Raw genomic sequence first — 19,990 nt, 5'->3', positions numbered from 1 at the left:
AACGGGACAGGATCGAAAGGGACGTCATGCCGGTCTTCCTGCACGAGGTGCTCGCGGTGCGGGCGCGCGCGCACGGCGGCGCCCCGGCGTTCACCGTCCACGGGGGCTCGTCCCTCACTTTTCAGGAATGGCACGAACGCGCACGCGCGTACGGCGCCGCGCTGAAAGTGCGGTCCGGCGACCGCGTTCTGCTCGTCTTCTCCGACGACGAGTGGCAGTCGTTCGCGGCCTGCTTCGCGGCGGTCACCGGGGCGGGCGGTACGGCGGTCGCCGTACGGCGTCCCGTCCCGTCCGGGCGGCTGGCGGAGATGGCGCGGCTCGTGGGCGCGGTGGGGGCCGTCACCGGGCGAGGGGTGCCCCCGGTCCCCGGTTGCGCGTGGACGGTTCCCGTCGCCGACCTGCCGCCCTCGTCGGCCCCTGGCGAGGCGGCGCGGCCCGTCGAGGCCGGATGGCCCGCCAAGACGCGGCCGGCGCCGGAGCAGCCCGCCTCGATCCTGTTCACGTCCGGGACCACGGGACGGCCCCGCGCGATCGTCTGCCCCCACGCCGACCTCATGACCACCCGGCGGATGCGCGACGACCTGCTCCGTCCGCAGCAGCGCGCGCTGCTGACCTCGGTGGCCGTGGGCACGAACGCCGCCCAGACCACCCTGCGGGACTGCCTGCGCAACGGGGTCCACACGGTGCTGGTCAACCCGTTCGACCCGGACGCGGTCGGGCCGCTGGCCGAGGAGCACGGCGTCAGCGCCGTGAGCCTGGTCCCGACGACCGCGCGGCTGGCCGCCGAGGCGCTGGTCCGGGCGGGCCGCACGCTGCCGCACGTGCGGTCGGTGGTGTGCTCGTCGGCGCCGCTCGACCGGACCACGGTCGCCCGGCTCGCCGAGGCCTTCCCCAACGCGCGGATCCGCAACGTGTACACGATGGCCGAGGGCGGTCCCAGCCTGGTCGCGTCCTGCGCGCCGGACCGTCAACCCGCGCTGGGCGCCCTCGGACCGGGCGTGCGCGTCGCCGGCGAGGACGGCCGGGACGTCCAGGCCGGGCAGGTGGGCGAACTGATGCTCCGCGCCGGAGCCCGCCGCCGCTCGTACGTGCCGGCCCCCTCCCCGCCCGGCGGCTCCGGGACGCGGTACCTGCCCGGGGGCTGGATCGCCACCGGCGACCTGTGCCGCGTGGAGGCCGACGGCACCCTGGTGTTCGTCGCCCGCGCCGACGACGTGATCATTTCGGGCGGACGCAACATCGCCGCCACGACCGTGGAGGCGGAACTGCGCACCCATCCCTCCGTACGGGACGTGGCGGTCTTCGGCGTCCCGCACGAGTCCCTGGGGCAGATGCTGGTCGCCGCCCTCGTCCTGACCGAGGACGGCGCACTGCCCCGGGTGCGCGAGCACGCCGCGCGCCGGCTGCCCGCCGAGCACGTGCCGCACGACCTCGTCGTCGTGCCCGAGATCCCGGCGACCGCGAGCGGGAAGCCGCGCAAGCGCGTGCTGATGGAGCGCTACCGCTCCGCGCCGTCCCCCGCGACCGCCCTCGACGCGGACGCCGCGGACGCCGCGGGCGCCGCGGGCGGCGTGGAGGCGACGGTCGCGGCCACACTGCGCGACGTCCTGGACGTCCCCGCGCTGGACGGGGACGGCAACTTCTTCCGGCTGGGCGGCCACTCGCTGCTCGCCGTCCGGGTCGCGGCCGAGCTGAGCAGCCGGACGAGGCAGGAGGTTCCCGCCGAGTGGGTGCTGCGCTATCCCCGCGTGCGGGATCTCGCCTCCGTCATCGCCCGCGCACGTGACGAGCGCGTGCGATGACGAACGCCGCGCCCGCCGCGCCCCGGGCCGCCATCGCCCCCGAGCCCGCCATCGCATCCCAGACGGTGCGCCTGCGCGAGGAGATGCTGCATCTCCTCGACCGGGGAATGAAGAGCGCGCCGCCGGGGAGGTCCGCCGCGGAGTCCCTGGCCGCCGAGGCGCGGTGGTGGGAGGGCGCGCGCCTCACGGACCTGGCCGCGGCCGTCCGGCGCGCCTTCGCCGCGCGGCGGCTCCTGCTCGGCACGCCCGACCGGCGCACATGGCGCGACTCCCTGTCCTACATCGGCGACGCCGACCCGGCCGACCTGACGGTGTCCGAGCACGAGTACGAGCGGTCCGACATCGCGCTGCGCGAGGACCATCCGCTCGCGGCGCCGTATCCGTGGTCCGCGGGCCGGGACGTCGGGACGGACGTCCGCTACACCGCCTCCGGCATGGCGGCGATCGCGGCCTGGTACCTGGCGCTGGCGAAGCTCACGACCGGCGTCACCGTCGTGACGAACACGCTCTACTACGAGACCGAGACCCTCTTCGACCTCTGCTCCTCCCCCCACGTCCGTGTGGAGCCGTGCGCCGGGCGGGAGGACTTCCTGGACCGGCTGGGGACGGCGCCCGGCCCGGTGGTGGCGTTCCTCGACTCCTGCCAGCCGTTCGGCGACGCCGCCATGGTCGGCGAGGTGCTGTCCCGCGCCGAGGAGCTGGGCCTGCTGGCCGTGGTCTGGGACAACGCGTGCGCGCCTATCGCGCAGGACCCCTGCCCCGGCGGGTGGACGGGCGTCCCCCTCGTGCTGCTGCGGAGCCATCACAAGCTCGACGAGCTGGGCCTGGAGCTCGCGACGCTGGGCTCGGCGGCGGTCGCGGCGCCGCCCGGCCTCGACGGGCCCCGGCAGAAGCACGCCGAGGGGCTGCGGGACCTCCTGCCCAAGGTGCTGAGCGTGACGGGCGGGCACGCCACCGCCGCGTCACTGCTGACCATGGACCGGTACGGGCTGCCCGATCCCGTGCTGACGGCGCGCGCGAACGCGGCGACCCGGGCCGCGAACCGGAGCGGGGGCCGTGCGCTGCGCGCCGCGCTCGACGGGGCCCGCGGCTGCCTCGTGCAGGAGTACGAGCACGGCTGCTTCGTCAACGTCCGCCTGACCGGGCTGCGGCCGAGGCTCGGCACCCCGGCGCTGGACATGGCGATCCGGCGCGCCGCCGACGCCGCCGCGGCCGAAGGGCTCGCGGTGTGGCGGTCGGGGAGCTTCGGCTTCCACTACACCGCGCTCAGCGGCTGGGCGGTCGCCTCCCACGACGCGGAGAGCCTCGGCCACGGCGCGCACACGGTGCTCCGGGTGTGCTTCGGCGCCCATGACGACGACGCGGCGGCCGCGGTCGCCCGCCTGGTCGCGCGGCAGGTGCGGGAGCTGGCACCGGCCGCGAGGACGCCCGCATGACCCCGCCGGCGATGCTGTTCCCCCAGCTGGACATCGCTCCCGCGACGCGGCGGGCGATCGAGGCGGCGGCCGCCGCGGGCCGCTCCGGCTGGTTCGTCGATCTCGACCGGTTCGCCGAGCGCTGCCGCGGCGCGGTGGCGGCCGCCGCGCCGCACGGCGTCCGGCTGCTGCTCGCGGTGAAGTCGACGACCGTCCCGGAGCTGCTGCGGGCCGCGGCCGCCGCCGGGCTCGGGTTCGACGTGGCCAACATGGCGGAGTACGACGCCGTGGCCTCCGCGCTTGGCGGCGCGCCCTCGTTCGTGAGCATGACCTCGCCCGCGCTGCCCCCGGACGAGCTCGACCGGCTGGTGGAGGCGGTCCGCTCCGGCCGCGTCCACCGGTGCCACTGGGACAGCCTCCGGCAACTGGACGAGGCGTGCCGGTCGCTGCCCGTCCGGGACGTGGGCGTGCGGGTCAACCTCGACGGGGAGGACGACCTGCCCGAGGCGTTCCCCCGCGTCTCCCCCAGCCGGTTCGGTGTCCGCGCCCGCGACCTGGCGGCCGCGCGGGAGACCGCCGAAAGCGCGGGCCGCCGGCTGCGGTGGCTGCACATGCACAACGGCTCGGAGGAGAACGACCACGCGAGCTTCGTCACCGCGGCGGAACGCGTCCTGCGGCGGGCGCGGGAGGCGGGGCTGCGCCCGGCGGCGCTCGACCTCGGCGGCGGGCTGCGCGGCGATCCGGCCGCCCTGGCCGGCCTGTTCGCTCGGCTGCGCGCCGTGGTGGACGGCGGGGCGGACGGCGCGGCGGACGGCCCGGCGGACGGCGGCGCGGACCGTGTGGAGATCGTGCTGGAGCCCGGGCAGTTCTGGACCCAGGACTGCGGCTACCTGTCCACCCGGGTACTGGACGTCAAGCCGCTGGACGACCGGATCCTCGTGGTCTGCGACTGCGGCACCCTCAACCACCTGCAGTGGTCCACCTCGTCCGTCCTGCCGAGGCTCGGGCGCGGGCCCGGCCGGGATCCGCGCCCCTACGTGCTGTGCGGGCGGACCTGCTTCGAGTCCGACTACGTCGGCGCGGTGCCGCCGCGCGGCGGGGCCCCGGTCCCGCGGGCCGGGGACTGGCTGGTCGTCGGCGGCGTCAACGGCTATTCCGCGGAGCTCGGCAGCGCATTCAACGGGATCGCCCCGCATCCGCCGGTGCTCGTCGCGGAACGCGCTTCCGACGGTGCGGCCGAAACGCGGCCCGAGGCCCCGGAGGAAAAAACTTCGGGAAACGCGCAAACGCCCGGGGATGTGCACCGAACCATCGGCATTTCCCGGTGAAGACTAGGCCGCCGCGGGCCCGGTCATTAATATCCGGAAAGGATGGCCGAGCCATTCCAGGGTCGGCCGCACCCGAGAGGAAGGATCCGAATGGGGCACAGCTCTAAGCCCAAGGACAGCTGCGGCGGCACCCGCGGCTGCGGCGGCAACATGCTGCTGGTGGGCGTTCCGCAGCAGCGGGACTCGGCGGTGAAGCGCAATTTGCGCGCGCTTTCCGACATCGTCGCGGCGGTCAAGGCGACCCGGACCCGCTGAATCCATGAAAGCTCCTGAACGAGTTCAGGAGGAAGGGGTCTCCCGGTTCACCGGCGGACCCCTTTTCCTGTCCGCGGCGGACGGCCGGCGATCACCTGATCCGCTGGAGATAGCACCGGCCCGCAGGTTCTCCCTGGCCGATCTGGCGCCGAGTTTCGCCAATCCGTGGGTGGACGGGGAGATCCGTCCCGCGTGCCCGTGGGAGGGAGTCGAGCGGATCGAGCGCACCCCGGAGCTGCCGCCGCCCGGCTCGTCCGATCCCGCCGAGCTGGCCGAGCGGTTCCGCCGCGCGGTCGAGGCCGCGATGGGCGACGCGGAGACGGTCGTGGTCATGTTCTCCGGGGGCATCGACTCCACCGCGGTGCTGTGGCACGCCCACCAGGTGTGCCGGCGGCAGGGCCGCAGGCTCGCCGCCGTCACCTGGGGCCTGCGCGACCAGTTCGGCCGGTCGACCGGCATGGTGGCCGAACGCTCCCTGCGGGGCCTCGGTCTGGACCTCGACATCACGGTGGTGCCCACCGAGTGGCGGAGCCTGCCCGAGCCGCCGTGGTCGCCGACCGGCCCGCGGCACGACTACTACGTCGGCCTCTTCCAGGCGTCGGTGGACCTCGCCGAGGCGATGGGCGCGGGCGTGATGCTCTGGGGCGAGGGCGGCGACGAGATCCTCGGCGCGTGCCACTACCTGACGCGCGACCTGGTCCGGTCGCGGCGGTGGCGCGACCTGCGCGCCTACCTGTGGGGCTCGGTCAACGGCGAGTCGATGGCGGCGGTCGCGGGCGAGCTGGCGTCCTGCGCGGCGCCGCGGCTCCCGGCGGGGCCGTCGCGCAGGCTCTACACGGCGTTCGAGCTGTCGGCGTTCCTGCGGGACCTGCCCGTCCCCGTCCTGCGGCCGCCGTACCAGGAGGTCGCCCGGACCCGGCGGCGGGAGTGGCTGGACGAGCGCGCCGCCGTGTTCGCCCAACGCGGCCACGGGCGGGACTGGACGCAGGCGGCGATGTGGGACCTGTGCTTCCCCTTCGCCAACGACCCGTACCCGATCTCGGCCGGGATCCCGCAGCGCTCCCCCTTCTTCGACGACGCGTTCCTCGGGTACGCGCTCGGCCTACCGACGTCCGCCCGGTTCCGCAGGATCAGCCGGTACCCCTACCACTGGTACAAGGCGCTGCACTTCGGGCTGATCCCGTCCCGCGCGCACACCGCCCTGCCGACCTTCAGCCAGGACTACTACCCCGAGTTCCGGCGGCACGCACTGGAGGTGCTGCCCGAGGGGCCGCTGGAGTGCGTCCGGCTGGGCCTGCTCCGCCCGCTGGACAGGCTCGACCTCGAACGCGTCCACCTGCGGCTGCCGATCGTCGTGCGCAACATCGAACGCTGGGTGGTCGGGGCGCTGGAGGCCGGCGCCGAACCGGTCCCCGTGGAGGGGTGAGGGTGCGCCGCGTCCGCCGGAGGGGCCGGGGCGCCGTCCCCGCGCGTGCGCTGTTCGCCGAACCGGCCGTCGCGGAGATCGGCGTGAGCGCCGACGGCGGGTGGGTCAGCCAGGTCGTCCGGCGCCGCGGCGGCGAGTCGATCACGGTGCGCCGCGTCGCGGGCGGTCTCCTGGACGGCGCGGAGCGGACCGTGGCGAGTGCTCGGGGCATCGCGGCGCACGCCTGGCTGCCGTCCGGCGGCACGGTCCTCTATCTGGCGGAGGACGAGGGCGGCGACCGGGCCTTCACCGTCGACGTCGCCTCAGGGGAGCGCGGTGAGGTGACCCCGGAGGGCGCCGCCGGCCTCACCCTCATCGATCCCGACACGCACCGCCGCCTCGGACCGCTGCTGTCGGCGCGCGACGCGCGGGGCCGATCGGTCCTGCACCGCGTCGCCGGCGCCGGCCGGCCCGCCGTGCCGATCGACGCGGCGGGCGAGGCGGGCCAGTGGTTCCTGGACCGCGGCGACCGGCTCCGCGCGGCGACGAGGCTCGACGACGACGGCGTCCTGCACGTGCTCGCGCGTTCGGGGGACGGCTGGTCGGTGGTCCGGAAGGTTCCGCCCCCCGCCTCACTGGCCACCCACCCGGTCGAGGTGTCGGCGGACGGCGGCGCGCTGCTGTTCGTGGCGCCGACCGGGATCGGCAGGATGGGCCTGGTCTCGATCGACCTCGGCTCCGGCGAGGAGCGGACGGTCGTCGCGCACGCCGACGCGGACCTCGACTACGTGGAGACCCATCCCGAGAGCCGGGCGCTGCAACTGCTGGTGTTCGCCGGCCCGCGGGCGCTCTACCGCCCCGTCGACGACGGGTTCGGCGCCGCGCTGGAGGGGCTGCGGCGGATGGACCCCGGCGATCCCCAGATCGTGTCGAGGTCCCGGAACGACCGGACCTGGGTGGTGCGGTTCGACGGCGCCGACAGCCCGCCCGCCCACGTCGTGTGGCACCGCGAGGAGGGCCGCGGCGAGCCGCTGCGCGACCCGTACCCGGCGCTGCGGCGGCGCTCGCTCGCGACCCCGCGGCCCGTGTCGTTCGAGGCCAGGGACGGCTGGACGCTGGAGGGATACCTCACCCGCCCGCGGCCGGCGGGCCGCGGGCCGGGCCCGCTGGTGCTGCGGGTGCACGGCGGCCCCTGGACCCGGGACGCGTGGGAGTTCCAGCCGGACCCGCACTGGCTGGCCGACCGCGGCTACGCCTGCCTGCAGATCAACTTCCGCGGCTCGGACGGCGGCGGCCCCCGGTTCCTGGACGCCGCGGACGGCGACTGGGGCGGCGCGCCGCAGGACGACCTGGAGGACGCGGTGCGCTGGGCCGTCCGCGAGGGCCACGCCGCCGAGGACCGGATCGCGATCTGCGGCCAGTCGTACGGCGGGTACGCGGCGCTCGTCGCGGCGACCATGCGCCCCCGGCTGTTCCGGTGCGCGGTGGCCGTCTGCGCGCCGGTGGACCTGGTCGACTTCGTCACCCACATCCGCGACGCGGGGCTGCCGACGCGCGGACACTTCCTGCACCGGGTCGGGCATCCGGACCGGGACCGGGACCGGCTGGCCGAGCGCTCTCCCCTCGCGCACGCGTCCTCCTGCCACACGCCGGTGCTGCTGGCGCACGGCTGCGCGGACCCGCTGGTGCCCGTCCGGCACACCGAGCGGTTCGCCGCCGCGCTGGCCGCGGCGGGCCGCCCCACCGAGCCGCTGCTGTTCCGCGACGAGGGCCACGGCATCGCCGGGCGGCGCGACCGCGTCCGGCTGGCCCGCGCGGTCGCCCGCTTTCTCGCCGAACACCTGGACCGAGGATGACGATGACGCCGACGACACGCGACCGCGGCGGGGCCGGCCTGCCGCCGTTCCGCTACGCGCGCCCCGCACGGCCCGGCGAGGCGTTCCAGACCGCTCCGCGGTACCGCCTCGGGGACGGCGCGCTCGCCGGACGGCCCGCCGCCGGCGGACCGTTCTCGGCCGCCCGGCTGGCGGCCGGATTCACTCCGCAGGCCCTGGACCGGGGCCTGTTCCCCGAGTCGCCGTGGGCGGACTCCGCCCGGGTCAGGCCCGCCCCGCCGCGCCCGTCGGGCCGGTCGGCGCCCGCCGAGTTCGCCGAGCGGTTCGAGGACGCCCTGGAACGGATGATCGGCGACCGCGAGGTGGTGGCGGTCGCGCTGGCGGGCGACCTGGAGTCGGCCGCACTGGCGGACCGGGCGGCCCGGCTGTGCCGCCGCACGGGCCGCACGCTGCTCGCCGTGACCGTCGACGACGCCGACGACCTCGGGCGCCGCTCGCGCCATCTGTCGGAACGGCTGATGGAGCATCTCGGGCTGCGCTGCCGCCACCTCGCGGTCGAGGCCGTCCCCGGCCGGTGGCCCGAGCCGGAGTGGAGCGAGCACGGCCCGCGGTTCGAGATGTTCCCGCGTTTCCGCAGCGGCATGGGCCTTGTCGCGGAAGGGGCCGGCGCGCAGATCCTGCTGCACGGCACCGGCGGGGAACGGCTGCTGGGGGCCACGCCCTACCTCGCGAGCCGGTACCTGCGGTCGCGGGCGCTGCACGACCTGGTCGGGTACTGGCGGGACGGCCGCGAGGCGCCCGGGTTCCCGGCCGGGGAACTGCTGGCGGCCGTGTGGCGCCGCACCGGCCGGGGCAGGGCGGGCCGCCTGTTCTGGACATGGACGGGCCTCGGCCGCGACGGCGCGCCGGACGGCGGTCCGGCGCCGCTCACCCCTCCGATGGCGGCCGCGGCCCGCGCCTGGTCGCAGGCCCTGCAAGCGGAGGCGCTGCGCGCCGTGGTGCGGGCCGGCGCCACCTGGCCCGCCGCCTTCGCGCTGCACCGGCTGTTCCCGTACGACGTGTCGCCGCCCGCCACCGGCCTGCCCGAGGCGTCCCCGTTCCTCGACCCGCGGTTCGCGGCGTACGCCTACCACCTGCCGCCCGAGGCGCGCTATTCGGCGGACCACCCGGACCCGGCTCTGCGGGAGCACCGGCTGCTGGCCGACCTGCTGCCGGACGGGATCGAGCGCGTGGTCCCCTCGTACGGCCGGCACATGTACCGGGCGTTCGACCGGTACTGGCGGGCCTGCCCGCTCGACGGGGAGCGCTGCGTCGAACTGGGGCTGCTGCGCCCCGACTGGCGGGGCCGATGCGCCGGCGCCGCCGAGGCGGCCGCGGCGCTCGCGGCGGAGATCTGGGTCCGCGGCGCCGAGGAGCGCGGGGCGGTGGCGAAATGACCGGCTCCGCTCGCACGACCGGCGCGACGGCGGCGCGGCCGTCCTTCGAGCGGCTGGCCTGGTACCTGTCGGCCCCGTCGCTGGCGCTGGACTGCTACCCGGCGTCCCCCTGGGAGGACGTGTCGCTGGACGAGCCGCCTGCCGCGGGCGGCGGAGACGGCCGGGCGGGGCTGCGGGAGCGCTTCGAGTCGGCCGTGGACGACTGCCTGGCGGGGCACGACCACGTCGCCCTGCTGTATGTGAACGATCTCGCCTCGGCCGTGCTCACCGAGCGCACGGCCGAGGCGTGCCGCCGGTCCGGACGCCGGCTGCTGGTGATCGTCGCCGACGGGGTCGCCGCGGACGGGACCAGCCTGGCCGCCCGGTCCCAGGAGGCGATCGCGCGGCTGGCCCGCGGCGCGATGGTCCGGATCGTGGAGCCCGACCGCTGGTTCCGCGCGATGCCCCGCCGGGGCAATCCGGTGGCGCCCGACATCCGGCACACCGAGTTCGTCGCGCGGGCGTCGCTGCTGGCCGCCGAGGGAGGCGCCACCGTCCTGCTCTCGCCGTCCGGCGCGGACGCGGTGCTCGGCGCGCCGCGCTTCCTGGCCCCGCACCTGTCCCCCGGCGCCATGCCCGCGCGCCTGCGCGACTCCTGGCGTGAGTCGGGGCCTGGCGGCCTGCTGGCGGAGGGCTTCGCGGGGTTCGGCGGCCGGGCCCGCCCGGGGCGCGGCGGTGCGGTGCGCCTGGCCGTCAGCGGGCTCGCCGTCCCCGCCGCCCCGCCCCCGGAAGGACTGACGGAGGCGGCCCGCGACGCGGCCCGGGCGTGGGCGTCGACCTGGCTCGACGAGGTCACGGCCGCGCTCGCCGGGGCCCGTCCGGCGGCGGTGGAGGCGTCGTACCGGCGGCGCATCGCCGTGCGGGAACGGGTGGTCGCCGGGTACGGCACCGTCCTGGAGGACGGGCGGGGCGAGTGCGCCGCATCGGTGCCCCGGCGGCGTCTCCCCTTCCTCGATGACGGCGTGGTCGGCCACGCGGCGGCCATGCCCCTCGCCCGCCGGTACGACCCGGCGCTGCCCTCGCCGTACCAGCGCACCCGCGCCGCGCTGGTGCGCCTGATGCCGTCGCACCACCGCGGGTGCCTGCCGATGGCGCCGCCCCTCCCCGGACCCGACGACGCCTACCGGCCGCGCGTCCCGGACGAGGGGTTCCGCCATTGCGCCGACGCGGGCCTGCTGGCGAGGCCGGCGCCGCCGCGGGGCCTCCAGGGCCCGGTGCTGCGGCGCCTGGCGATCCTGGAGGACTGGCTCGCGACGGTGACGGTCTCGCCGTGACGGTCCGGCGCCGCGCTCAACCGGGGTCCGGGTCGGCGGGGCCGGGCGCGCCCGGCTCGATGAGGTCCCGCCAGATCCACGTCCGCTCGTAAGGGAAGGCCGCGCCGGACCGCGCGCCGCCGTCCGCGGCCGCGGCCCAGAGCACGCGGAGCGCGTCGGCGCGCTTCTGGTCGACGGCCCCGGTGGGCAGCCAGCGCCCGAAGGCGCCGAGGTGGGCCCGGTCGACGCCCGCGTCCGCGGCGTCGCCGAGCAGCCGGTCGTAGTCGCGCTCCGCGTAGTAGGTGGCCTTGGCGATCGCCGCGAGCGCCGTCCCGGTGCCCGCCGGGATCACCCGCTCGCGCACCGCGGCCTCCACCGTGACGCGCATGTTGACCAGCGCCTCCGTCAGCGCGCGGTGGTCGCCGCGCGCCGTCGCGTGCAGCACCGTCACCTCGTCGTCGCCGGTCAGCTCGCCGCACCGGAACCGGCGGAACACCTCGCCGACGCCGATCATGCCGTAGGGGTGCAGCTCGGCGGCTCGCAGCGCGCCCATGCTGGCGCCGCCGTACAGCCGGACGCCGCGCGACAGGACGAACATCAGCTCCTTGTGCCAGACGGCGGGCACCCGTTCGAAGTAGCCGTCGACGAGCACCACGGCCCGCGCGCCGTCCCGCACCGCCGCCTGGACGTCTCCCAGCGCGGCCGGGGGGCGCACGTCCGCGCCGGGCAGCAGCGCCCGTGCCGTGCGCGCGGGAAGGCTGGGGCCGACGAACACCACCGTGCCGTCCGCCTTCCGCCGCCGTGCGACGGCCCGCGCCGCCGCCCGGGAGACCGCCCTCATGGCCGCCACCGCAGCCCGGGGACGACGACCTTCACGACGGGCAGATCGATGCCCGCGATGGTGAGGTCGACGACGATCACCTGCGGCGCGCCCGCCTTGGCCAGGCGTTCGAGGAGCCAGTCCAGGTCCGCGTTGAACGTCTCGTGGTCGGCGTGCGGGACGCCGGCGAAGTCCCGCCGCGGAGGGAGCGCCAGCGTCCCGGCGACGTCCGCGCGTTCCCGCGCGTCGAAGTACCAGCGGTAGCGGTCCCAGCCGATGTCGTCGCGGGAGCCGGCGATCACGCTGGCGCGCGCCTGGGCCGCCTCGGTCAGCGCGCGCAGCAGCGCGATCTCCCGCCGCGGGTGCGCGCCCGCTCCCTGCGCCTGGGGCAGCGGGTGGTACCAGGGCGGGTCCACCTCCACCATCCAGCAGACGAAGGTGGCGAGGCCCAGCTCGGACGTGCAGTCGAAGATGACCGACTCCACGCCGTTGCCGCGCAGCAGGTCCAGCAGGGCCCGGCAGTCGGGGTCGTCGACGGACTCGGTGCTCACCCGCCGGTCCGCCTCCCCCGCCTGCCCCAGGTCCTCGAAGGCGACGACCGCGTCCCGCTCCATCACCTCGCACAGGCCGTGCACGGTGGCCTCGATCAGCGTGTTCCCGGACGCCAGCCCGTTGGACCCGTTGACGAACGCGTGCTCGCCGCACACCTCCGGAAGCCGCCAGTCGCAGTGCACCACCTCGTAGGGCACCCAGGCCGGCGCGCCTGCGAGGAGGTCGTGGCCGAGGACCCAGCGCAGCGGAAGGCCGGGGTGGAATTTCTCGCACGCGCACCGGACGAGGTCTTCGACCTCCGCCACCGCCTCCCCCGCGGAACGCAGATCCGATGCGGTGTCGAACCGGAATGGCAGATGGTGCGTCTCGGCATGCCAGAGTTCGAGCGACTCCATCAACGCCGACACTTTCGCGGCGTCCGGGAGGAGCCCTTTCCCCTGGGAGGCGGCGAGACTGCGCGACGCCGGGCGGATCGCCGTGTGGACGGGCATGCCGAGGCGGTCCAATCCGGTGATGTCGGCGAGCCGGGTGATGCCCGCGACCTCCGCGAGCGCGGTCGCGCGGGCCAGCGACTCCTCCAGCGCGGCGGCCCGGTCGGTGCCCCCGCGAAACGTCTTGCGCACTTCTGTCGACAATGCTGCGGGCAATCCGGAGATAGCTATTTTCACCTGCCTCGTCGGGAAATCCTCGCCTTTGGTTTATCGTAGATCTCCGCACCGGGCCAGGGCGTTCAGAAAAGAGGGCGGAGAATGGATTCCTCGGGCACCGATCGTTTCGCCTGCCTGCCGTATTCGCCGGACGGAACGGCGGACGGCGAGCGCGGCGACGTCGCGGTGGTGGGCGTGCCGCTGGGGGCGGGCGGGTCGCCCGAGCCGTCGGACGACGGCCCCGACGCGATCCGCCGCGCCGCCCGCCTGACGCCCGCCGCCTACGACCCGGCCACCGACACCGAGATCCTCGGCCGGTTGCGCACGGTCGACGCGGGGAACGTCCGGGCCTCCGGCGGGATCGAGGCGGTCGCCGAGCGGCTCGCGCGCGTCCGGGCGAACACCGGTCTGCTCGCCGTGCTGGGCGGCGGCCCGGCCGCGTCCGCGCCCGCCGTCGCCGCGGCGGCCGCGGGGGCCGCGCAGCCGCTCACGCTGGTCCGGCTCGCCGCCTCGGCGGGCCTGGCGCGCGGCGGCGACCCGGCCGCCGGAGCCGTCCGCTGGATGATCGAGCGGGACCACCTGGCCCGCGTCTTCCAGATCGGCCTGCGCGGGTTCGGCGCGACCCGCGCCGACCTGCGGTGGGGCGCCGGCACCGGCGCCGAGTACTGGAGCATGGCCGACGTGGAGGAGATGGGCGCCGCGCCGTTCCTGGACCGCGTCGTCTCGGTGATCTCGACGCCGGCCTACCTGTCGGTCGACCTGGACGTGCTCGACCCCGCCTACGCGCCCGGCGTGGCCGCGCCGGAGCCCGGCGGCCTCACCGCACGCGAACTGCTCGGCATCGTCCGCATGCTGGCCCGCCACGTCGACCTGGCCGGGCTCGACATCGTGGGCCTGGCACCCGGCCGCGACGCGGGCGGCGCGACGGCCCTCCTCGGCGCCCGCGTGCTGACCGAGGTGCTGGCCGGACGCGCCGCCGGGATCTCGCCCGGCGCCGTCCCGGCCCCGGCCTGACCGCGCGGGGGCGGATCCTGCGGCGGGCGCCGCTCAGCCGGCGAGCCGCCCTCACCCGGGCGGCGGGTCGGGCGGGACGGTCGACGCGGAGGGTCCGCGGCTCTCGTCCCGCACGGGACTCGCGGTTCTTCCGGGCTCCGCGGCCCGCCCGTCCCGTCGCGGACGCGCGGCGCGGACGGCGCACGCGGCCTCCTCGAAGGCGGCGTGCTGGGCCGCGTAGACGCCACCGGCGCGCAGCAGCTCCTCGTGCGTCCCCTCCTCGGCGAGCCGCCCGTCGCGCACCATCAGGATCCGGTCGACGACCCTGGCGCTGTCGAGCCGGTGCGTGACGAGCACGACGGTGCGCGGACCGGCGTCGTGCCGCAGGTGCCGCAGGAAGCCGACCTCGGCGGTGGGGTCGAGCGCGGCGGTGGGCTCGTCCAGGATCCACACGGGCGCGTCACGGTAGAGGACGCGGGCCAGGGCCAGGCGCTGCCACTGCCCGCCCGACAGCTCCCGCGAGCCGGGGAACTGGCGGCCGACCAGGGTGTCCACTCCCTGCGGGAGCCGGTCGGCGACCGGCCGCAGCCCCGCCAGGTCCAGCGCCCGCCACATGCGGTCCCGGTCCAGCTCCTCGTCCACCCTGCCGAGCCGGACGCCCTCGGCCAGGGAGAACTCGTACCGCCCGAACTCCTGGAACAGCACCCCGACGAGGGCGCGCACGCGTTCCTCGCCGAGTTCCCGGACGTCCGCGCCGCCGATCAGCACGGCGCCCGCGTCCGGCTCCAGCAGGCCGAGCAGCAGCTTGACCACGGTGGACTTGCCCGCGCCGTTCTCCCCCATCAGCGCGACCAGCTCCCCCGGCCCCACCGTGAACGACAGGCCGCGCAGCGCCGGGACGCCGCTCGGGTAGGCGTACCAGACATCACGGAACTCGATCGAGGGCGCGACCTCCGAGGACGGATCGAGCGTCCGGCGGGGCGGCGGCCCGGCACTCGGAGCCGTCCGCGCCGCACCGGCGGCACGCTGCTCCGCAGCCGGCCCCGCCGCGCCGGGAGGCGGCTGCTGAGGGTCGACGAGTTCGAAGTACTCCGCCAGGTAGGCCGAGTGCTCTTCGAGGTCCACGGCGATTCCGAACAGGTCCACCACGCCGCCGGTCAGGGTGGCGAAGGCCGTGAACGCCAGGAACAGCTGCCCGGCCGACACGCCCGCGTCCGCCGCATGCCGTCCCGCCGTCAGGTAGGCCGCGAACAGGCAGACCGCGCTGAGCACCCCCGCGAGCGCCGACCAGGCGACGTTGCGGCGCTGCACCGCCAGCTCGCGGCGCAGCATCTCCTCCGCGACCTCCGCGTGCCCGCGGGTGAACGCGCGGCCGAGCCCGTACCCGCGCACGTCCTTGGCCAGCTCGGGCCGCAGCAGCACCTCGACGAGGTAGTCGCGCCGCCGGGCGCGCATGGTGTTCTCCCGCCGGACGCGGTACAGCGTGCGCGCCTTGACGCGCCGGTGCACGAGCATCGGCACCGCGGCCAGCACGCCGAGCACCAGCATCCCGGTCTGGAGCGTCCCGATGATGGCGGCCAGCCCGCCGATCGTCGTCACGGTGCCGAGGAACCTCAGCGCCGTCGCCATCGCGAGCTCCGGGCGCCAGTCGATGTCGTCCTCGGCCCGGGCCACCGCGTCGTACCATTCCGACTCGTCGAACCGGGTCAGCGGCACCCGGGACGCGACGCCCAGGAGCCGCTGCTCGGCCGCCACCCCGATGCGGGCCGCCAGCTCCTCCTGCTTCATCGCCAGCAGCGCCTCCGCCACCGTGCGCAGCGCGTTCACCGCGGCGATCGCCGTCACCAGCGGCACGGCCGCCGCCTCGTCGCCCTCCACCCACGCGTCGACGACCAGCCGAACCAGGACCAGCGTCGCCGGCGTCACCGACGCCGACACCACCGCCAGCACGACGACCACGGCGACCAGCCCGGGAGACGCCCGCCAGGCCAGCCGCAGCACCGCCGTGACCGTCGTGCCCGCGCGGCGGGCCGAGGCGCGGGATCCCCGAAGGCGCGCGACGGCGACACCCCACGCCCCGGAAGGCGATGTCGCGGGACGCGGGGGCCGCCGCCGGAGCGCGCGCACCCGTCAGGGGCCGATCACATCGACGAGGTCCGCCGCGGGCGGCGGCACCTCCCGATGCCAGTCCTCAAGCGTCTGGGCGAGCACGAACGGCGCCTCCCTGCGGGGCCAGGGGGTCCTGACCCACCGCTTGGACGACCAGCCGCGCGTGAGGGCCCCCCATCCCGGCAGCCGCGGGTAGTGGTGCGGCTCCAGCGACGCCTTGCAGACCGGTAGGCGGGCCGGCTGGTAGCGGGCCCACAGCGAGCCCGCCAGCCCGGAGGACAGGTTCTCGTCGCAGCCCCAGACGGTGAGGCCGTGCAGCAGCACGACGTCGCCGGGCTCCAGGTCCTCGCCCACCCACCAGGCCGGGTCGTCCGCGGGCGGTGCCTCGCTCTCGGCGCCGCCGATGGGCGCGGGCAGGGAGGTCAGCGGCCGGACCCGCCGCGGCCCCGACTCCCGCAGCACGCGCAGCGCACTGGTGTCCGGGCCGGACCGGGTCAGCGGGATCCACGCGGTGAGCACGTCCGCCGTCCCCTGGATCTGCAGGTACTCCTGGTGCGGCGGGATCCGGAACCCCGGCGGGATCAGGCTGAGGTAGCGGCGGGGATGGTTCAGCAGGCGCCCGCCCACCGTCGCCCGCACCGGCCTGGTCAGCGCCGGGTGGTGCGCCAGCCGGTGCATCGCCTCCAGCCGCTGCAGGTCCTCGTACATGTGCCACCAGCCGGGGCTGCCGTCCCGCCGGTTGGCGTCCGGGACCAGGTCGTCCGGTCTGGTCCCGTCCTTCAAGTGGCCGTGGTCCGCCAGCACTCCGGCGACCAGCCCGCGCAGGCCGGACACCTCCTCGGCGGGTAGCAGCCTTTTGAGGACGACGAAGCCGTCCCTCCTGATCCGCTCCCGGATCATCGCGCCCGCCGCACGCGCGGGCGCCGTCGTTCTCGTGACCTCTGCCATGGCGCTCCTCATGCGCTCGTCGATCCGGGGCCGCGACCCGCGCTCACTCGTAGCGGGAGAACACCACGGCGTCCTGCTTCCAGTGCCGCCGGCCGCGCCAGAACGCCAGGCCGGCGCGCCAGTCATGCGGGACCTCGACGTTGTAGACGACCACGCCGCGGCGACCGAGCTCGGCCACCGCCGCGTCCACCAGCTCGGTGGCCAGACCGCGCCGCCGGTAGGCGGGCAGCACGAACAGGTCCTCGATCCTCCCGGCGCGGTTCTCGAACAGCCCGATCGGCCCGACCCCGCCGGTCACGAAGCCGACCGGCCCGCCGTCCTGTTCGGCCACAAAGCAGAAATGCGGCGACGCGGGCGACAGCATGTCCTCCAGCAGCGCCGACACACCGGTGTGCGGATCGGCGGTGAGCGCCTCGACCTCCTCCACTTCCGGCCTTGCGGGAACCGGCACCCCCGGTCCCCAGCGGTCGTAGGAGATCAGTTCGATGTCCTCACCGCCGAGATGGCCCCAGAGGTTCAGGACCTTGTCGATGTCCTCTTTGTGAAGCAGTCGTACCCGAGACAGAATCGGCCTCCCGTCGTGGGAGCGCCACCGGCCGATGGCGCCGCGAATTCCCGGTTGTTCGTCATTCGGTGTCACGCTCCAGTGCGAGCACGGCGGCCCGGTCGAGCGCCTCGCAGACCCAGCGGGTCATATCGGCGCCGGTATGCTCGGCCGCCTCCGCCCAGCGCCGCTGCCTTTCGGCGTCCACATTCATGCGGGGAATGAACGTGGGATCGTCCGCGGCGTCCGCCGTCCTGTTCCGCCGGACGGCCCGCAGCCGCCTGCGCAGCTCGCTGACCGACCAGCCCTCGCACGCCGCCCGGCCGAGCCATTCGTCCTGCTCATCGTCGGGAAGCGCCACCACCTCGGCATGGTGCTGCATGCTGAGCGCGTCCCGTCGACGGGACATCGGAAAACGGCGGGCTATCCACGCGTAATTGCGCAGGGTCTGGTACGAGAGCCCGGTTCCCTTCATCGCGCGGCGATAGCGCCCGGGATATGCCTCCTGACCGTAGACGAGCCAGTCGCCCAGCCACCACGAGGACGCGTCCGCGATAACGGATATCTCTTTCCCTATACTCACCCAGGAGTCGATCGACAGTTCTTCCGGGAGCAGCAGGCTCGTCCGCTTGGTCATCGCCCGGCGATCCATCGACAGTCGCCTGCCGTGGTCCGAAACAACCCTCATACCCGTCTCTTCCCCCGTTCCCCAGATCGTTTCGGCCGAAGTCGAATTCTTCAATTCAGGGACATCGCCGGCGTACGGTCACCGGTCGCGCGATATGCCGTCCAGCCGCGGGACGGCACGATCGAACCGCATGAAAAGGTCACTTGGACGGTGGGAGCACCTTGATCACGAGCCGATGCTAATGACGAGTGGATCTTGATTTCAAGGGAGTTCGGCGGGTCTCGGAAGAACCAATCGCCACGCACCGTGCGCGACCCATTTCAACGGGTGACAATTCCGAGCGTGCGGCGGGGGCGATGGAAGCGGGACGCGCCCTCGGGACGGGGCGGCTCTACGCCGACGTCGCGGCGACGAGTTCCAGGGAGGCGCGCACGGCGGCGGGCAGTGCCCGCAGCCGGTGGACCGGGAGTTCCAGCAGGGTGACGTCCCTCGCCCAGGGAGCGGCGTCGGCCACGACGGCGCGGGCCTGCCGCTTGGTCAGCCCGGCATGCGCGTCGATGAGCGCGTCTCGCCAGACGTTGGCGACCTTCCCGTGGGCCCGGTCCGTGATCGCGCGCACGACCCGCCCCACCTGGTCGGCTCCGTCGGGCGAGGTGCGCACCGCTTCGACGGACGAACCGCGCCGGGTCAGCCCGTACACGCCCGCCAGCGACGCGGCCTCGTCCGCCAGGTCGCCGGGAGGCTCGGGCAGGAACACCCGCACGTTCTCGGCGCGCGTGGCCAGCAGCACCCGGACCAGTGCCGCCTCCAGCCCGGGGGGAAGCGCCACGGCCGCCCGCCGCACCCGCGCCGCGTACGGTTTGGCCAGCCAGGTCGTCAACCGGACCCGCGGCACCTGCGGGAGCACCTGCTTGGGCCAGTCCCCGACCAGGACGTCCGGCCGCAGGTCGGCGAGGTCGTCCGGCGGCACCTCCACCGCCGTCCGGGCTTCGACCGCCTGGGGGCCCCGGGTGTAGATGGCCGTCGCGAAGCGGTCGGCGCGGGCGTCGGCGGCGGGCAGGGACTTGCCAGTCGGCCGCAGGACGTACATGTCGGCGCGCGAGCCGATCGCCTCCGCGCCGAAGTAGCGGTTGAAGTCCGGGTAGACGGCCTCGTTCACGAGGTTCAGGTCCTGCAACGCCTGCTGGACCTTCAGCGCGAGCATCGGAGTGCGGTCGCTCGCCCCGTAGGCGAGCAGCACCCGGCCTTGCCCCTGGTCCCGCAGCCCCTGCACCGCCCGCGCCACGAACAGCCCGACGCCCTCCGGCGTGTACGGGGGGTCGGTCACCGCCAGATCGGCGTACTCGACGGCCGACGCCGGCAGCCCCAACCGCAGGTCCGCCCACCGGGTGCGCACGTCCGCCCCCAGTTCGGCGGCGCACTCGTCGATGTAGGCGAGGATCCGCTCGTCCACGTCCACGACGGTGGTCTGCACGCCCGGGTGGACCAGCCCGACGGCCAGCGAGGTCAGATCGTGGTCTCCCACGCAGAGCAGGCGCGTTCCCGGCAGCCAGAACCGGGCTCCCAGGAGCAGGGCCCGCCGCACCACCGTCTCCGGCGTCGCCGATACGTGGTCGAGCACGTGCCGTGCCCGCGGCGCCCGCTCGATCAGCCCGGCCATCCGCTCCACCACGGCGGCGTGCTCGGGCAGCAGGTGCCCCACCGGGTCGGCCGGCTCGAACGGACGGTGCCCGGTGCGCAGCCGCTCGGCGATCTCGTCGCGCTGCTCGGGGGTGAGGCGGAACCGGTCGCCGCCGGAATGCTCCAGCGACAGCCCGGCCAGCAACGACTCCACCGAACGCCGCGGCGCGCCCGTCTCCCGGACCAGCTCGCCGAGCGTCCACCACCGCCGGTCCGCCAGCAGGCTCAGCGCGGTGTGGATCCGCCGGGGGTCCATGTCCGCCGCGACCGGTGGCCCGGCCGGCGTTTCGCCATCAACCAC

Annotated in this window: 16 protein-coding genes; 9 read left to right on the top strand and 7 right to left on the bottom strand. The window is 75.5% G+C overall.

Annotated features, from left to right (window positions below; all coding sequences use genetic code 11):
- Positions 1-26: 26 nt before the first annotated feature.
- The 8 genes from AB0C21_RS12535 to AB0C21_RS12500 all read left to right on the top strand — a co-directional run bounded on the left by AB0C21_RS12535 (position 27) and on the right by AB0C21_RS12500 (position 10,789).
- Positions 27-1,802 carry an AMP-binding protein gene (locus tag AB0C21_RS12535; protein WP_500204130.1) on the top strand — a complete coding sequence of 592 codons (1,776 nt, stop codon included), beginning with the start codon at positions 27-29 and terminating at the stop codon, positions 1,800-1,802.
- Positions 1,799-3,238, top strand: a complete 1,440-nt coding sequence (locus AB0C21_RS12530) for a hypothetical protein (protein WP_500204129.1) — start codon at positions 1,799-1,801, stop codon at positions 3,236-3,238. Before AB0C21_RS12535 ends, AB0C21_RS12530 begins: the two co-directional genes overlap by 4 nt.
- Positions 3,235-4,545 (top strand): diaminopimelate decarboxylase family protein, encoded by a 1,311-nt coding sequence (locus AB0C21_RS12525; RefSeq protein WP_500204128.1) that lies wholly within the window; start codon positions 3,235-3,237, stop codon positions 4,543-4,545. Before AB0C21_RS12530 ends, AB0C21_RS12525 begins: the two co-directional genes overlap by 4 nt.
- A 90-nt stretch (positions 4,546-4,635) precedes the next feature.
- The gene (locus AB0C21_RS12520) at positions 4,636-4,800 is read left to right on the top strand and encodes a hypothetical protein (RefSeq protein ID WP_500204127.1); all 165 of its coding nucleotides are present in this window, start codon (positions 4,636-4,638) and stop codon (positions 4,798-4,800) included.
- 169 nt (positions 4,801-4,969) lie between these two features.
- The gene (locus tag AB0C21_RS12515; protein WP_500204126.1) at positions 4,970-6,226 is read left to right on the top strand and encodes an asparagine synthase-related protein; all 1,257 of its coding nucleotides are present in this window, start codon (positions 4,970-4,972) and stop codon (positions 6,224-6,226) included.
- Positions 6,223-8,061: a S9 family peptidase gene (locus tag AB0C21_RS12510; RefSeq protein ID WP_500204125.1), complete on the top strand. Its 1,839-nt coding sequence runs from the start codon at positions 6,223-6,225 to the stop codon at positions 8,059-8,061. The genes AB0C21_RS12515 and AB0C21_RS12510 overlap by 4 nt, the downstream gene beginning before the upstream one ends.
- 2 nt (positions 8,062-8,063) lie before the next feature.
- Positions 8,064-9,476 carry an asparagine synthase-related protein gene (locus AB0C21_RS12505; RefSeq protein ID WP_500204124.1) on the top strand — a complete coding sequence of 471 codons (1,413 nt, stop codon included), beginning with the start codon at positions 8,064-8,066 and terminating at the stop codon, positions 9,474-9,476.
- Entirely contained in the window at positions 9,473-10,789 is a 1,317-nt protein-coding gene (locus tag AB0C21_RS12500) for a hypothetical protein (RefSeq protein WP_500204123.1), read from the top strand. The genes AB0C21_RS12505 and AB0C21_RS12500 overlap by 4 nt, the downstream gene beginning before the upstream one ends.
- Before the next feature lie 16 nt (positions 10,790-10,805).
- Here AB0C21_RS12500 and AB0C21_RS12495 read toward each other — a convergent pair whose 3' ends face one another.
- Positions 10,806-11,609, bottom strand: coding sequence for a TfuA-like protein (locus tag AB0C21_RS12495; RefSeq protein WP_500204122.1), 804 nt, complete (start codon positions 11,607-11,609; stop codon positions 10,806-10,808).
- Positions 11,606-12,763: a YcaO-like family protein gene (locus AB0C21_RS12490; RefSeq protein ID WP_500204121.1), complete on the bottom strand. Its 1,158-nt coding sequence runs from the start codon at positions 12,761-12,763 to the stop codon at positions 11,606-11,608. The genes AB0C21_RS12495 and AB0C21_RS12490 overlap by 4 nt, the downstream gene beginning before the upstream one ends.
- A 126-nt stretch (positions 12,764-12,889) precedes the next feature.
- Between AB0C21_RS12490 and AB0C21_RS12485 the strand changes: the two genes are divergently transcribed.
- A complete protein-coding gene (locus AB0C21_RS12485) occupies positions 12,890-13,801 on the top strand; it encodes an arginase family protein (protein ID WP_500204120.1) in 912 nt (303 codons plus the stop codon).
- A 51-nt stretch (positions 13,802-13,852) separates the two neighbouring features.
- Here the strand turns inward: AB0C21_RS12485 and AB0C21_RS12480 are convergent, their stop codons facing one another.
- The 5 genes from AB0C21_RS12480 to AB0C21_RS12460 form a co-directional block, all read right to left on the bottom strand.
- Positions 13,853-15,781 carry an ABC transporter ATP-binding protein gene (locus AB0C21_RS12480; protein ID WP_500204119.1) on the bottom strand — a complete coding sequence of 643 codons (1,929 nt, stop codon included), beginning with the start codon at positions 15,779-15,781 and terminating at the stop codon, positions 13,853-13,855.
- A 129-nt stretch (positions 15,782-15,910) separates the two neighbouring features.
- A complete protein-coding gene (locus AB0C21_RS12475; RefSeq protein ID WP_500204118.1) occupies positions 15,911-16,837 on the bottom strand; it encodes a phytanoyl-CoA dioxygenase family protein in 927 nt (308 codons plus the stop codon).
- Positions 16,838-16,880: 43 nt separating this feature from the next.
- Positions 16,881-17,288 carry a GNAT family N-acetyltransferase gene (locus tag AB0C21_RS12470; RefSeq protein ID WP_500204117.1) on the bottom strand — a complete coding sequence of 136 codons (408 nt, stop codon included), beginning with the start codon at positions 17,286-17,288 and terminating at the stop codon, positions 16,881-16,883.
- A 175-nt stretch (positions 17,289-17,463) separates the two neighbouring features.
- On the bottom strand, positions 17,464-18,018 hold the full coding sequence (locus AB0C21_RS12465) for an LmbU family transcriptional regulator (RefSeq protein WP_500204116.1): 555 nt from the start codon (positions 18,016-18,018) through the stop codon (positions 17,464-17,466).
- A 382-nt stretch (positions 18,019-18,400) separates the two neighbouring features.
- Positions 18,401-19,990, bottom strand: a complete 1,590-nt coding sequence (locus AB0C21_RS12460; RefSeq protein ID WP_500204115.1) for a bis-aminopropyl spermidine synthase family protein — start codon at positions 19,988-19,990, stop codon at positions 18,401-18,403.

Origin of the sequence: Spirillospora sp. NPDC049024 (assembly GCF_040649235.1) — a bacterium.
Taxonomy (GTDB): domain Bacteria; phylum Actinomycetota; class Actinomycetes; order Streptosporangiales; family Streptosporangiaceae; genus Spirillospora.
This window is presented reverse-complemented; position numbering and strand designations above follow the sequence as displayed.

Coding starts and splice junctions, on each gene's coding strand:
- AB0C21_RS12535 (WP_500204130.1), top strand. CDS start 27: ATGCCGGTCTTCCTGCACGAGGTGCTCGCGGTGCGGGCGCGCGCGCAC.
- AB0C21_RS12530 (WP_500204129.1), top strand. CDS start 1,799: ATGACGAACGCCGCGCCCGCCGCGCCCCGGGCCGCCATCGCCCCCGAG.
- AB0C21_RS12525 (WP_500204128.1), top strand. CDS start 3,235: ATGACCCCGCCGGCGATGCTGTTCCCCCAGCTGGACATCGCTCCCGCG.
- AB0C21_RS12520 (WP_500204127.1), top strand. CDS start 4,636: ATGGGGCACAGCTCTAAGCCCAAGGACAGCTGCGGCGGCACCCGCGGC.
- AB0C21_RS12505 (WP_500204124.1), top strand. CDS start 8,064: ATGACGCCGACGACACGCGACCGCGGCGGGGCCGGCCTGCCGCCGTTC.
- AB0C21_RS12500 (WP_500204123.1), top strand. CDS start 9,473: ATGACCGGCTCCGCTCGCACGACCGGCGCGACGGCGGCGCGGCCGTCC.
- AB0C21_RS12495 (WP_500204122.1), bottom strand. CDS start 11,609: ATGAGGGCGGTCTCCCGGGCGGCGGCGCGGGCCGTCGCACGGCGGCGG.
- AB0C21_RS12485 (WP_500204120.1), top strand. CDS start 12,890: ATGGATTCCTCGGGCACCGATCGTTTCGCCTGCCTGCCGTATTCGCCG.
- AB0C21_RS12475 (WP_500204118.1), bottom strand. CDS start 16,837: ATGGCAGAGGTCACGAGAACGACGGCGCCCGCGCGTGCGGCGGGCGCG.
- AB0C21_RS12465 (WP_500204116.1), bottom strand. CDS start 18,018: ATGACCAAGCGGACGAGCCTGCTGCTCCCGGAAGAACTGTCGATCGAC.